The organism is Martinezella rhizogenes, assembly GCF_007002745.1.
Lineage (GTDB): Bacteria > Pseudomonadota > Alphaproteobacteria > Rhizobiales > Rhizobiaceae > Agrobacterium > Agrobacterium cucumeris.
In genome coordinates, this window is the sequence record NZ_SGNY01000007.1 from 286,773 (window position 1) to 300,183 (window position 13,411).

General features: G+C 58.5%; 11 protein-coding genes. 8 read left to right on the forward strand and 3 right to left on the reverse strand.

What is annotated here, in order from left to right; genetic code table 11:
* The first annotated feature begins 277 nt into the window (after positions 1 to 277).
* The 8 genes from EXN68_RS20510 to EXN68_RS20545 all read left to right on the forward strand — a co-directional run bounded on the left by EXN68_RS20510 (position 278) and on the right by EXN68_RS20545 (position 10,524).
* Positions 278 to 1,318 (forward strand): LacI family DNA-binding transcriptional regulator, encoded by a 1,041-nt coding sequence (locus EXN68_RS20510; RefSeq protein ID WP_142842600.1) that lies wholly within the window; start codon positions 278 to 280, stop codon positions 1,316 to 1,318.
* A gap of 11 nt (positions 1,319 to 1,329) precedes the next feature.
* Positions 1,330 to 3,261 (forward strand): DUF5054 domain-containing protein, encoded by a 1,932-nt coding sequence (locus tag EXN68_RS20515; RefSeq protein WP_142842601.1) that lies wholly within the window; start codon positions 1,330 to 1,332, stop codon positions 3,259 to 3,261.
* A 171-nt stretch (positions 3,262 to 3,432) separates the two neighbouring features.
* Positions 3,433 to 4,299 carry a MurR/RpiR family transcriptional regulator gene (locus EXN68_RS20520; RefSeq protein WP_142842602.1) on the forward strand — a complete coding sequence of 289 codons (867 nt, stop codon included), beginning with the start codon at positions 3,433 to 3,435 and terminating at the stop codon, positions 4,297 to 4,299.
* Between the two features lie 279 nt (positions 4,300 to 4,578).
* The gene (locus tag EXN68_RS20525) at positions 4,579 to 6,723 is read left to right on the forward strand and encodes a TonB-dependent receptor family protein (RefSeq protein ID WP_142842603.1); all 2,145 of its coding nucleotides are present in this window, start codon (positions 4,579 to 4,581) and stop codon (positions 6,721 to 6,723) included.
* A gap of 58 nt (positions 6,724 to 6,781) precedes the next feature.
* Positions 6,782 to 7,705, forward strand: a complete 924-nt coding sequence (locus EXN68_RS20530) for an ABC transporter substrate-binding protein (RefSeq protein WP_142842604.1) — start codon at positions 6,782 to 6,784, stop codon at positions 7,703 to 7,705.
* Between the two features lie 14 nt (positions 7,706 to 7,719).
* Entirely contained in the window at positions 7,720 to 8,724 is a 1,005-nt protein-coding gene (locus EXN68_RS20535) for a FecCD family ABC transporter permease (protein WP_142842625.1), read from the forward strand.
* Positions 8,721 to 9,725: a FecCD family ABC transporter permease gene (locus EXN68_RS20540; protein ID WP_142842605.1), complete on the forward strand. Its 1,005-nt coding sequence runs from the start codon at positions 8,721 to 8,723 to the stop codon at positions 9,723 to 9,725. The genes EXN68_RS20535 and EXN68_RS20540 overlap by 4 nt, the downstream gene beginning before the upstream one ends.
* Positions 9,718 to 10,524 carry an ABC transporter ATP-binding protein gene (locus tag EXN68_RS20545; protein ID WP_142842606.1) on the forward strand — a complete coding sequence of 269 codons (807 nt, stop codon included), beginning with the start codon at positions 9,718 to 9,720 and terminating at the stop codon, positions 10,522 to 10,524. The genes EXN68_RS20540 and EXN68_RS20545 overlap by 8 nt, the downstream gene beginning before the upstream one ends.
* Positions 10,525 to 10,590: 66 nt before the next feature.
* On the opposite strand, the gene EXN68_RS20550 is transcribed toward EXN68_RS20545, so the two are convergent.
* The 3 genes from EXN68_RS20550 to EXN68_RS20560 form a co-directional block, all read right to left on the reverse strand.
* Positions 10,591 to 11,292 (reverse strand): IS6 family transposase, encoded by a 702-nt coding sequence (locus EXN68_RS20550; protein ID WP_142842607.1) that lies wholly within the window; start codon positions 11,290 to 11,292, stop codon positions 10,591 to 10,593.
* Between the two features lie 51 nt (positions 11,293 to 11,343).
* Positions 11,344 to 11,763, reverse strand: a complete 420-nt coding sequence (locus EXN68_RS20555; RefSeq protein WP_142842608.1) for a DUF1963 domain-containing protein — start codon at positions 11,761 to 11,763, stop codon at positions 11,344 to 11,346.
* 66 nt (positions 11,764 to 11,829) lie between these two features.
* Entirely contained in the window at positions 11,830 to 12,783 is a 954-nt protein-coding gene (locus tag EXN68_RS20560; protein WP_142842609.1) for a DUF1963 domain-containing protein, read from the reverse strand.
* Positions 12,784 to 13,411: the final 628 nt, after the last annotated feature.

The window sequence follows — 13,411 nt, forward strand, 5'->3', positions numbered from 1 at the left end:
CCCAAAAAATAGTTCGGCGCGACGGCGCGCGCTTTTCGAGGATCCGGCAAGCTAGAACTCCTCCGGTCCCCGCCTAATCCCATCATCAAGAATGAACACGCTTTCATTTTTGTCAACAGGGCGTCCGTCAGAAAAAATTACAGCCCTGAATACGAACCATAAAAACGAAGAATTTGACCAGATTTATCGTAATTTTACCACATCAAGCTTGACGGACATCGCCAAAAGGGCAATTCATTAATGAACACGTTTTCATTTTTACCGCCGAGTGCGATCGATGGATGAACTGAACAGCAAAAAATCAGCCCGCGCGACCGCCGACCTCGTGGCGCGCGAAGCCAATGTTTCCCGGGTCGCTGTATCGCGTGCATTCAACCCGAATGCCTCCCTGAAGCCGGAAAAGCGCGACCGCATCCTGCAGGTGGCGCGCGAATTGAATTACACGCCCGACATGGCCGCGCGGTCGCTGGTCACGCGTCGCTCGCACCTTGTTGGCATGATCGTGCCTGATGTGTGCAGCCCATGGGAAAGCCAGGAAATTGACGCGCTGACGACGGCATTGCAGGCAGAGGGCTTTGCCACATTGCTTTTCAAGGCCAAGGCCGATTTCAGCATGGACCAGACCCTCTTGACCTACATGCGTGGCTTCAACCCGGATTCGGTAATCGCGTTCACGGAAAATATCGCACCTGACGTACTGACCGGCTTTCTCGACCGCGCGGTGCCGATCTACGTTATCTATGACGACGCCACGGAGTTTTCCGGAAAACCTGCCTCCAGCATCTACGACCGTCTTCTGGTGCGCCAGAGAGAAGGTATCGAGCAGGCGGTTGCATTGTTGCAGGGGTATGGTGCGCGCCGTGTTGCCTATCTGGGTGGCAAGCAACAATCGCTCGCAAACAACGAGCGTGAGCGCATGATTACCGAAATTCTCGCCGAACGGGGCATGGAGCCACCGATCGTCGTTGCCGGTGACTATACATATGATACCGCCTACCGCGCGACACTCGACCTCTTCCGCGTCGGTGATGGCGCGGATGCCATCTTTGCCGCCAATGACGTCGGCGCCTTCGGCGCGATCGACGCACTGCGCCATGATCTCGGCCTTTCTGTTCCAGGCGACGTGAAGGTCGTCGGCTTCGACGACATCCCGCAGGCCCACTGGAAGAGCTACAACCTCACCACAGTCCGGATCGATCTCGAAGATCGCGTCCGGGCCCTCGTCCGCCTCATCCTGAGGCGGCTCAAAACTCCCGACGCAGACCCCATGGTCGAAACGCTCGGCACGCGTCTCGTCGTGCGCGGCACCGTGGGCTAAACGGAAAAGATATGACAAAAAAGCGCGTGCACCTGGTCTTCAAGACCCATCTCGACATTGGCTTCACCGACCACGCGGAAAAGGTCCGCAAGCAATATCATGAACGTTTCATCCCGCAAGCCATCGAGACCGGGGCGCATTTTTATGCAGAAAATCCCGAGGAGCCAAAGTTCATCTGGACGACGGGCGCGTGGCTGATCTGGGATTATCTCAATACCCGCCCCGCCTCGGATGTCGCAAAGCTTGAAGCAGCGATCGAGCGCGGCCTGATCCGCTGGCACGGCGTGCCCTTCACCACCCATACGGAACTGATGTCGCCCCATCTCTTCCGCGCCGGGCTTTCGTATTCGCAGGAACTGGATCGCCGCTTCGCAACCAAAACAATCGCAGCGAAGATGACCGACGTTCCCGGCCACACGCTCGGCATGGTGCCGCTGCTTGCCGAAGCCGGCATTCGTTTCCTGCATCTTGGCGTCAACACAGCCTCACCCCCGCCGGAAGTTCCCGACATCTTCCGCTGGCGCGCACCGGGCGGCGAGGAAATCGTCGTCATGTATCAGCGCTCCTATGGCGAAACCTGTTTCCCCGAGGGTATGGCGGATGGTCTCGGCTTTGCCCATACCAGCGACAATATCGGCCCGCAGAGCGTGCCGCAGACGGCTGAAACTTATCGTGAAATGCGCCATCGCGAACCCGAGGCGGTTGTCCAGGCAGCCACCCTTGAGGATTACGGCACGCTGATGTGGCAGGAGCGCGAACGCTTCCCTGTCATCGATCTCGAACTGGCGGACAGCTGGATTCATGGCAGTGCCGCCGATCCGCAGAAGATATCCCGCTTCCTCGCCCTGCAAGGCGTCTATGATCGTTTCGCCGCCGATGGCCTCACCACTTCGCGCCTCGCCTTCGGCCGCGGTCTTGCCATGGTCGCCGAGCATACCTGCGGCGTCGACATCAAGTCCTATCTGCGTGACGACAAGGCCTGGTCGCGCAAGGATTTCGATGCTGCGCGCCTCAGCGACCACCGCTTTACCTATTCCGAAGCCTCATGGCAGGAGCAGCGAAACTATCTCGATCAGGCAATGTCGGCACTGGATGAAAAAGACCATGCCGAGGCGGAGGCAGCCATTGCTGCCGTGACACCGCCTGCAGTGCCCTCGCCACGCGCCGTCGAAGGCAATCTGAAGGCCGGCGCATGGTCGGCCGAGATCGATCCTGCGACCGGGGATATCGTCACCATAATTGCACCATCAGGCCATCGCATCGAAGGCGGCGACGGGTCGCTTATCAGCTATCGTTATGAAAGCTACGACGCCGAAGACGTGGCCCGTCATATGGATACCTATCTTACGCACCGGCAGGAATGGGCGGTTCTCGACCATGACAAGCCCGGCCTTGCCGCCTCCGGCGCCGGTCTGTCAAAGACCTTCCTGCCAAAGCTGTTGGCCGCAGAAGGCGATAGCCTGCTCCTCTCCCTGCCGACGCTCGCTACGGCCGAATATGGCGCGCCGCCGACCGTCTCAATGCGGCTGGCACAGGATCAGGATGCATTGCTGCTGACATTCGTCCTGCATGAAAAACCTGCCAACCGCATGCCCGAGGCAAGTTTCCTGTCGTTTACTCCGAAGGGTGATATCGCCTGGAACCTCAAGAAGATGGGCCTTTGGCACAAGGCGGAGAACACCGCCGAGAGCGGCGGCGCTCAGCTCCAGGCGGTCACCGCTGCTCGCGCAATATTGCCGGACGGGCCGCAATATACCATGGAGCCCCTGGATACGCCACTCGTTGCACCCGCAAGCTGGGATTTCATGACGTTCTGCCGGGAACGCCCGAGCTTCGCCGACGGCATCCGCTTCAATTTGCACAATAATAAGTGGGGCACCAATTTTCCGATGTGGTGTGAAGGCAATATCCTCGCCCGGTTCAGACTGCGCGTTTCCGCCTGAACTTCGCCTCGGATTACTGATATGAAAATCGCCGGGTGCCGCGATCCAAGCTGGCGCCCGCTCATCCCTTCGCCGCTCATTCTCATCGGTGAACGGATTTCCTGTTTCGATGGAAAGGCTTGTCAGCTATCTAGTTTGTCGTGAGTACTTCATTTTCAAAACGGGAATGGCATGAGCGACGACAATCATATGGTGTTGCGGGACCGCTTTCAGCAGCACAAATCGAAACTCAGCCGTTCGGAACTGGCTGTTGCCGAATATTTACTGGCAACGCCGATCGATGTCCTGATCTTCGAAAGCGCGGAAGATATAGCCGCCAAGAGCGGTACGAGCGACGCAACGGTCATTCGTGCGGCGCGACGGCTCGGCTTCACCGGCCTGCCGGAACTCAAGCGGCTCTCCAGCCGCAACATGGCGAAAAGCGTTCCAACAACGGAACGGCTGTCGCAGCGGTTCCGCGCCACCGGCGACGATCTTGGCAGGATCAAAAAACGCATCTTCTCCACAGCCCATGAGATCATGACCTCATGTGAAGAAAAACTGGAGATCGATTCGCTTGCGAATGCGATCCAGTTGCTCGATGCTGCCGATACCGTGTGGTGCCTGGGTATGGGACGATCCGAGGTGGAAGCAAGGCATTGCGCGACAGCACTCAGCCGCGTCGGGCTGAGAACCCGTCATTCCGGATCGTCCGGCTTTTCGCTCGCCAACGAGTTGGTTGATTTACGGCAGGAGGACGTCGTCATTCTGTTCCACGTCGCCCGCGACACAGCCGAATTGCGGCTCATTGTCAATCAGGTCAGCGACATTGGCTGTCGTGTCATCCTGGTATGCGGCGTCCAGCTGACGGACTGTTATCGCGACAGAGCTTCCGCAGTGCTGACATGCGTCGGATCCGCGGCAGGACTTGCAAGCTGGACGCTCGGTGCCGTCGTCACCTCCGATATTCTTGCCTACGGCATTGCTACGCGTAATCAGGACCGAGCACTCAAGAGCCGAAAGCGCCTCGCGCGGCTGCGCGAACAGATACCGCAATAGCGGATCTCGAAAGCGCCATTCAAAAAGATGAGAATATCAGTAATGTTTTATTGATATCCACACTTCAATAATGTAGTGGTGACGACATAACCGCGGGCGACAGCGGCCGATCCCGTATTTTCCGTCGAGGGGCACTCATGAAATATAGTCGAAAAATCATTTTCTAGCGGAAGCGCGCAAGCAACCGCTCCCACACACCATTTCAAACCGATGATCCCTTTACCGCGCCGTACCGGCACGGAAGGAATTTTGTTGTCCTGCTTTCAGTCTGGGGCCCTGATGATTTCCTACCGTAGATTAGCAAATTCCGTTCTCCTCGCTTCGGTCGCCTTCGCACCCGCCAGTGTTTTCGCGCAGGATAGCGCCAATGGCGGCGAAACCGTCCTAGAAGCCATCACCATTACCGGCAACTGGCTGGAGCAGCCCAACAAGGAAAAGGTGCTGAAGCACCCCGGCGCTCGCACCATCATGGACAAAATGGAGCTGGAAGAGCGCGGCGCCGTCGACATTCGTGACGCCCTCAACCAGATTCCCGGCATCCAGGTGCAGGAAAGTGCCGGCACCGGCGGCAGCGATGTCTCTCTCAACCTCGGTGTTCGAGGCCTCACCTCGCGCCTTTCACCACGCTCCACCGTGTTGATGGACGGCATACCGCTGTCCTACGCTCCCTATGGCCAGCCGCAATTGTCGCTATTCCCTCTCGTGCTGGGCAATGTCGATACCGTGGATGTGGTGCGCGGGGCAGGCTCCGTACGCTATGGACCGCAGAATGTCGGTGGAATCATAAATTTCGTGACACACCCGATCCCGGATGACGTCACCGTTCGCATGTCTTCCTCCGCTGAATTCGGCGGCGGCACCAAGGCAACGCCGAGTTTCCTGATCGGCGGGACCAATGATGACGGGCTTGGGGCCGCACTTCTCTATTCGGGCATTCATGGCACCGGCTATCGTGACAGCAACGACCGCACGGATATCGACGACCTGATCTTCAAGGGCAAATATGAACTTTCGGATACGGACACGCTGAGCCTGCAATATCACCACTACAGCGGCGAAGGGCAAATGCCAGGGGGCCTGACAACGGGTGAATATGCGGCAGACCCATTCCAGTCGACACGGCAATACGACGAGTTCAATGGACGCCGTAATGATATCTCGCTGCGCTATCAGCACAATGATGGCGAAAACAACTTCGAGATCCTCGGCTATTATGTAAATTCGTTCCGCGGCAGCTTCGTCGAGCAGCAGGGAACAGGGGCAAGCGCAAACCGCTATCGTCTGACTTCGGCACCGCGCGACTATGAATATTTCGGCATCGAACCACGCTACTCGCGCCTGTTCGACATCGGCGACACCACGCATGAGGTCACTGTCGGCTATCGTTATCTATGGGAGGAAAGCTCCGAGGTGGCAGCGCGCACCGCATATTACGACCGCCTTCCCGGCTACAATCCCCATACGCGTCCGATGGTCACCTACCAGACCAGCGAGGGCGGCACCAAGGCACACGCCATCTATATCGACGACAAGATCCAGTTCGGCAACTGGACCGTCACGCCCGGCGTCCGCTACGAGATGATCAGCACCAATAACACCGTAAATGACCTCGCCGGTGGTGTCGTCACCGCATCGCGCTCGCCGCAATTCGACGCGAACGAACTGCTGCCCACGCTCTCCGTCGCCTACCAGATCAATGATGCCTGGCGCGTCTTTGGAAATGCCGGCGTTTCCTTCGGGCCTCAGCAATATAGCCATCTTGCCTCGACCACGGATGGCCTTAATCCTGAAAAGGCCAAGACATATGAAATCGGCACGCATTATCAGGGCGATGCCTTGAGCGCGGAATTGACGGCCTTCTACATCGATTTCGACAAGGAACTGCTGCTCAGCCGCAACATCGTCGGTGAAGGCGTGTGGACAAATCTCGGCGCAACCACCCACCAGGGCATAGAAGCGGCAGGGCGTTACGATCTCGGCAGCCTCACCCCGTCGCTGGACGGGCTCTCTGTCTATGCGAACTACACCTATACGGAAGCCGTTTACGAGGCAGGAGATTTCAAGGGGAAAGATCTTCCCTTTTATTCTCGCCACTTCGGCACCGTCGGCGCAAGCTACCGATATGAAGACTGGGTCATCAATGCGGATGTCACGGCGCAGTCGAAGCAGCGCTCCCCCGGAAGCGGCACAACCTATGTCACGGAAGAAGACTCTACCGGACGCCTTGGCGACATACCGGGCTATGGCACCGTCAACCTGCGCTTGGCGTACCAGCCGGAAAACAACAAGAACGCCCCCAAATTCGCACTCGGCGTGAAAAACCTCTTCGACAACGAGTATTTCACACGCTCAACTGACAACAATGGCGGCAAGTTCGTCGGCCAGCCACGCACTTTCTTTGTCAGTGCCTCGGTTGCTTTCTGATCGCGTAAAATTTGCGGGCCGGTATAGTACCGGCCTGCCGCACTCTCCGGAACCATCGATGATTACCTTTACTCGCAGAACAACAGGCATCCTGCTTCTTTCGACGATCGCGTCGGCCATGTTTTCACGAACCGGCATAGCCGAAGAGGCACCAAGAAGCATCGCCCATCAGCTTGGCTCGACGGAAATCGTCGGCAGACCACGCCGCGTCGTGGCACTGGAATTCTCCTTCGTGCAGGCTCTCGATGCACTTGGCGTCGTTCCCGCAGGCATAGCTGACGACAACCAGCGCCAGCGCATCGAGCTGCTGCTGGGCAAGAGCATCGATTACGCCTCGGTCGGCACTCGGCTTGAACCCAATCTCGAACTCGTCAGCACCCTTGCACCGGACCTGATCATCGCGGATGAGGTACGGCACGCCGCCATATATGGCCAGCTGAGTGCCATTGCGCCAACCATCGTTCTGAATAGCTGGGAAGGTGACTACAGGACCATCAAGGAGAGCGTGGCCACCATTGCCGACGCCCTCGGCGAACACGACAGGGGCCAGCAGGTGCTTGCAGCGCACGATGAGACCATCGCCGCACTGGTCGCGCGCATCCCGCCCGGTGAACAGCGACGCATTCTGCTTGCGGTGGCGACGCCGGATTCGATGAGCCTTCATACCTCGTCATCCTTCACCGGCTCGGTTTTTGAGGCTCTCGGCCTCGTGCCCGCCCTCCGGTCCTCCGATCCGGTGGAGAGCGGGGCCAGCCTTGAGCGGCTGATCGCGGTCAATCCCGACATCCTGCTTGTCGCTACCGACCCGGGCGGCACCGCGCTTGACCAATGGAAGGGCAATGCCGCCTGGGCCAACATCGCGGCAATCCGAAGCAACATGGTCTTCGAGGTCGATCGCAACCAGTTCGCCCGGTTCCGCGGATTGCGAACTGCCGAAATGATCGCCCGGGAGCTGCTGGCCAAGGTCTACAGGGCGGGATAGGGATCGTGACGGCGATGGCCTCCAAAGGCCCGGACAACAAAACACGGCGGCCACTTCTCGTCGCAGCCTTTCTCATCGTGCTTCTGGCCGCAAGCGTGATCGCCGGGATTGCCTTCGGCGTATCGCAATTGTCGCCAATGACGGCTCTGCGACTTCTGGTGGCTCCCGACGGGTCGCCAGAAAACGCACTTGTCTGGGACATCCGCCTGCCGCGCGTCCTTCTTGCCGTTCTGGTCGGCGCCAATCTGGCAGTAGCCGGTGTCCTGATCCAGACCCTGACACGCAACCCGCTGGCATCGCCGCAGACCTTCGGCATCAATGCCGGCGCGTCGCTTGCCATCGTCGTCTGCCTGATCGCCTTTCCGGCGCTTCGGGGAGCAGGCACAGTCTGGCCGGCCTTCGTGGGCGCTGCCATCGTGGGCTTTGCGATGTGGGCGCTCTCGGTATCCGGGGCGATGAACGATATAAAACTCGCCCTTGCCGGCATCTCGATCCAGCTCGTGCTGTCCGCCCTCGTCCAGGCGATCCTGATCGCCAACAATGCGGCGCAGGACATCGTCTACTGGCTCGCCGGCTCGGTCAACGGCGCGCAGTGGTCCAAGGTCTGGACGATCCTCCCGTTCTCGCTGGTGGGTGGCGGATTGGCGCTTGTTGCCGGGCGGCATTTCGGCGTTCTGTCGCTCGATGAAAGCACCGGCGTGTCACTCGGGCAGAATGCGCGGCGCGTCGGCGGACTGGCTGCGGTTCTCATCGTCGTCCTGGCTGGCTCGGCCGTCGCCGTCAGCGGCCCCATAGGTTTCATCGGCCTTCTGGTGCCGCATATCGTCCGGCGTCTCGTCGGCAGCGACCAGGCAACCGTCCTTGCCCTCTCCCTGCTCTGTGGCCCGCTCCTGCTCAACACCGCCGATCTTCTCGGCCGTATCGCCACCTTTCCGTCTGAACTACCCGTTGGCATCGTGACAGCCCTGATCGGCGCTCCCGCCTTTCTTCTGCTGCTTAACCGCCGGAGGAGTGTATGAGCCGCGCGCTGGAGCGACAGGCAGACGCGCGTGCCATCGGCGTCTGCGGCATCCTTTTTCTGCTGCTTGCGGCCATCGCTCTTCTGGGCATTATGGCTGGCGCCGTCACGCTCGGTTTTCGCGAGGTTCTCGATGCGCTCGGCGGCGGTAAAAACACCTTCATCGTGATGCAATACCGTCTGCCGCGGATCGCCGTCTCCCTTCTGGCAGGTCTCTCCTTCGGCCTTGCCGGCGTTTTCCTGCAGGGTGCGCTGCGCAATCCACTCGCCTCCCCGGATGTCGTCGGCATCACCAAATGGGCGGGGCTAGGGGCTTTTCTCGCCGGGCTCGCTACACCACCGGCCTGGGTGAGCTGGTCGGTACCGCTCGGCGTGATCGCCGGCGCCCTGTTCGGCGCGGCCGCGCTCCTTTTCATCGGTCGGCGCTTTGGTGGCGTTGCCTCGCTCGCGCTGACGGGCGTCGCTCTCGGAATGCTTGCCCAGGCGCTGATGCAATACATCATGGTGCTCCACCCTTCCCGCGCCGACCAGTCCATGGTCTGGCTTGCTGGGAGCGTCTATGGCAGCACGGCACGCGATGGGCTCTTCCTTTCGCTCTGGCTCCTCGCCTGCCTGCCGGCCGTTATCTATTCTGCGCTGCGGCTGGATGCCGGCGGCTTCGGTGACGATACGCTGATCAGCATCGGAATTTCACCACCTGCCCTGCGTGGCGGCCTGATCCTCATATCCGTTCTCCTCTGCGCCGGTGGCGTCGCAGCTGTGGGAAGCATGGGGTTTCTGGGGCTCATCGCACCGCATGCCGCACGTATTCTCGTCGGCAGCCGCGCACGCCATCTTGTGCCGGCAAGCGCCCTTGTCGGCGCCCTTGCCCTTTCTTCGGCAGATCTGATCGGCCGGGTGATCGCCCTGCCGAATGAAATTCCCGCCGGCATCGTCGCCGCTGTGATCGGCGGTCCCTATCTTGTCTTTCTATTGATCAAGGAGACAGGTCGCCATGGCTGATGCCCACCCGACACGCCTTCACTGCGAAAAAATCACCGTCGGCTATGCCGCCGCCCCTGTATTGAACGATGTCGATCTCGCCATACCGGACGGGAAAATCACAGCCCTGATCGGCGCAAACGGCAGCGGCAAGTCGACACTGCTGCGCACGCTGGCGCGTGTCATTCACCCCTCCTCCGGCACGGTCTATCTTGATGGCAAACCAATCAGAACGATGGCCGCAAGAACGGTTGCACAATCGCTTGCCCTGTTGCCGCAGAGCCCGGTATCTCCGGATGGGCTGACCGTCAGACAACTCTGCCGTTTCGGTCGCCATCCGCATAAAGGCATCCTGTCGCGCCCAAGCCGGCACGACGAAGAGATTGTCGAACAGGCACTGGCCTCCACCGGCCTTCTTGAGCTTGCCGAGCGCGAGCTCGATCGGCTGTCGGGTGGTCAAAGGCAGCGCGCCTGGATTGCCATGGCGCTGGCGCAGGAGACTCCGCTCCTCCTGCTCGATGAGCCGACGACCTATCTCGACATCGCCCATCAGCTGGAAATTCTCGACCTCCTGAGAAAGCTGAACACAGACGAAGGCCGAACGATCGTCATGGTTGTGCATGACCTCAACCACGCTGCGCAATATGCCGACCACCTGGTTGCCCTTGCAGATGGCGGCATACTCGCCACAGGCAGCCCTTCCGCCCTGCTGACCCCACACCTCATCAACGCCATTTTCGGCGTCGAGGCGATGGTCATTCCGCATCCCGCCGATGGCACGCCACTGTGTCTGCCTCTCGGCAGTAAATCGAATAGCTAACCGGGAATGGGCATCGTAAACTCAAAGGCAAATAGGGCAATTCATGGCGCCGGTGGAGTTCGTCGGTCATGCTCTTGCAATTTTCGCCCACAGGTTCCACGCCTCCAAACGCAGTTCGCGATGATGGCTGGAGGGGATGTCGTGTTGTGGGATGTGGAACAGGTTGGCAATCGGGTCGTGGATCGATACGAAACGTTGTAGATGTCGCTGTGACTTGAAGCGTTTCATGATCCGCTCACGCCGTCGGATCGGCTGATGAGAGTTCTCCGCCCGATTGTTCAGGCCCTTATGCGAGCGGTGCTCGACAGCCGGCATGATGTCACGCTTTGCTGCGTCGTAAGAGCGAAGCTTGTCGGTGATCATCACTCTCGGTGCTCGGCCCTGGCTCTTCAACAGCTTACGCATCAGGCGCTTGGCCGCCTTGGCGTTGCGGCGATTTTGCACGAGCACCTCCAGGACAAAACCGTCCTGATCAACGGCGCGCCACAGCCAGTGCTTCTTGCCCCGGATCGAAACGACGGCCTCATCGAGATGCCATTTGTCACCAAGCCGACCGGACGAGCCTCGACGGATCTCGTTGGCGAAGGTTCGCCCGAATTTCTCCGCCCAAAGCCGGATCGTTTGATGTGAGACGATGATCCCACGCGCTGCCAGCAGGTCCTCCACCATTCGCAGACTGAGAGGGAAACGGAAATACAGCCACACAGCGTGAGCAATGACCTCAGCGGGATAGCGATACCGACGGTAGAGAGGATCTCGATCTGTCATGCCCCCTCATCGCACAGCGGATTCCACATCCCGTTAAGTTTACGTTGCCATTCAGTGACCCTCTATTTCCGCTTGCGCCAGATCGAAGCGCATTGCCGCAAGTGCATCCTTCTTAATTGAGAATCTCAGAACGCCGAGGTCCCACCATTTCCAGCGCGGTCCATCGCAGTCGCTTGCCAGCTGAAGGAGCAAGACCTCATCAGGGTCCAAATCGGACTGGATGCCGCCGACTTTGCTTAGCATCAGATGAGCGGCCGGGCCATTCAGGAGCGGATCGCGCGCGGGATCGTAGCTCGCAAGGAGCTCCGTTTCCTCATTGGCGATATCAGGGAAGGCGGTCATCAGCGGCTGAAGAGATGCTCGCAGAGCCAAATGGTTATATGGGATGAGACCGCAAGAGGTCGCCTCCTTCCGGAGTTGCCCATGTTGCTTCAGCATATCGTTGACCCTCTCGCGTTGCTCGTCGGACAATTTCGTTTGCCTGCCGATTGCGACAAGTGTCTGCGTGAGATCAACTGCTTGAGCTCTCCAAGCCTCCTAGCGCAGCAACAGATCGTCAGAATATTTACCTTCGCTATTCAACACGGTCTTGATGGGCATGACGTTCTCGAGCCAATCGTTGCGGACCGCATTCAAAAGCAGGATGGCGTCATCGGCACGATAAGGGAGGCTGATGTCCTCCAAGACTTTATCCTGATCGTAACCTCCACGATCCTCATCACGCATGACCAGCGTTAGACAGTCCCGAACGAGCATTTTCATTTTCATCTCACGCAAATCGACGCTATTCCTGCGCGTAGAAGCGGCAGGCACCTTTAAATTCCCCGGCCTCCCAAACCGCCTGGCGAGATTCATAAGTCGATCAGTAAGTCCGAGAGGTTCAGGTTCCCAGACCATCTGTTGGCTGAGCAAAGTCGCGGCGAACGGCCCCAACGCTGGATCGTCAGGACCTGTAAATTCCGGTTCTGCCCAGAGCTCAGCGATCGCAAAACGGATCGGGCATTTCGGGAAGAGCGATGCCGGGCTTGCTCCAGGCTCACGATATTCCCAACCGGGCATGCGGCTATAATACATGTAATCCTTTGCCCATCCGGCATCATCAGGCGCATCCCTGACCGGAAGACCATCGGGAGCGTGAGGATAGTAGAGAACGCGCCACGCATCGCTGCCAAATGTCTGCAGAGGCTCGTGCGATAGGGACAGCGTAAAGAAGTAAAGCATGCCTTCCCTGGGTAAGAGGTCCCGGTCTTCCATGTCTGGAAGTTCTTCGAGGTTTATCTGAGCCAAGAAGTCGAGCGAGGCTGACGTCGAGTCTGGAAAGTCGATCTTCGGCCAGCTCCAGTCCGGTGGGAAATTGGGGCTTCCCCCAATCTGCGACAGGAGACTTGTCTTTTGATGCGGGGGCCAGACGCGCTCAAGTCGGATAGCTTTCGCGCGGTGAGGGCGCAGCAGATCTGCCGCTTGTTCGACGGTAACGATTGAGTTGAACATCTAGATCTGCCTTGAATTGGGTGGGTAGGATAACCTGGCATTCCCAACGGCACGCGGTTGAGAAATCTGAATACCTCTTTTGGCAACATCCCCGCCGGGCTTCACGTGGATACCCATACAATCGGATTTGTGAAAACAGAGTTATTTATTCCCAATGCCCTCAATATAATCATGTCACGTTCGATAAGAGGTACTTATCAATGGTAGAGGCAATCTATTCAGATTTATAGACAATCCATAATTACACAAATTAAATTACTTTATATCGCCGTATTAGTCGTGACGAGTTTTTATTGGATATAATTATTCACTATCCCTAAGCTTCCACTGAGCAATACTCTATCCTAGCTATTTCCTCTCGTAAGGGCATCTACGGTGGCACGCGACCAATTGCGCATATATAGGGCAGCATTTGGCCTTGACGCTTCCGGCCTATCGAGAAGCGGCGTTGGCATACTGCCACGTTGTATATGCCTCGACCACATGTCATGGCGGCGCCTTTCAGAAGATGCATAGGTTTGAGTGCTTGGAACGCAAAAGCCCACCGCGGCGGGAGGGGATTTTATTGTATGGTAGTCTTTTAGGGGATTTGGTTGCGGGGGCAGGATTTGAACCTGCGGCCTTCAGG

What these genes read in the sequence shown, in the direction of transcription:
- EXN68_RS20510 (WP_142842600.1), top strand. Translation starts at nt 278, where the DNA reads ATGGATGAACTGAACAGCAAAAAATCAGCCCGCGCGACCGCCGACCTC.
- EXN68_RS20515 (WP_142842601.1), top strand. Translation starts at nt 1,330, where the DNA reads ATGACAAAAAAGCGCGTGCACCTGGTCTTCAAGACCCATCTCGACATT.
- EXN68_RS20520 (WP_142842602.1), top strand. Translation starts at nt 3,433, where the DNA reads ATGAGCGACGACAATCATATGGTGTTGCGGGACCGCTTTCAGCAGCAC.
- EXN68_RS20525 (WP_142842603.1), top strand. Translation starts at nt 4,579, where the DNA reads ATGATTTCCTACCGTAGATTAGCAAATTCCGTTCTCCTCGCTTCGGTC.
- EXN68_RS20530 (WP_142842604.1), top strand. Translation starts at nt 6,782, where the DNA reads ATGATTACCTTTACTCGCAGAACAACAGGCATCCTGCTTCTTTCGACG.
- EXN68_RS20535 (WP_142842625.1), top strand. Translation starts at nt 7,720, where the DNA reads ATGGCCTCCAAAGGCCCGGACAACAAAACACGGCGGCCACTTCTCGTC.
- EXN68_RS20540 (WP_142842605.1), top strand. Translation starts at nt 8,721, where the DNA reads ATGAGCCGCGCGCTGGAGCGACAGGCAGACGCGCGTGCCATCGGCGTC.
- EXN68_RS20545 (WP_142842606.1), top strand. Translation starts at nt 9,718, where the DNA reads ATGGCTGATGCCCACCCGACACGCCTTCACTGCGAAAAAATCACCGTC.
- EXN68_RS20550 (WP_142842607.1), bottom strand. Translation starts at nt 11,292, where the DNA reads ATGACAGATCGAGATCCTCTCTACCGTCGGTATCGCTATCCCGCTGAG.
- EXN68_RS20560 (WP_142842609.1), bottom strand. Translation starts at nt 12,783, where the DNA reads ATGTTCAACTCAATCGTTACCGTCGAACAAGCGGCAGATCTGCTGCGC.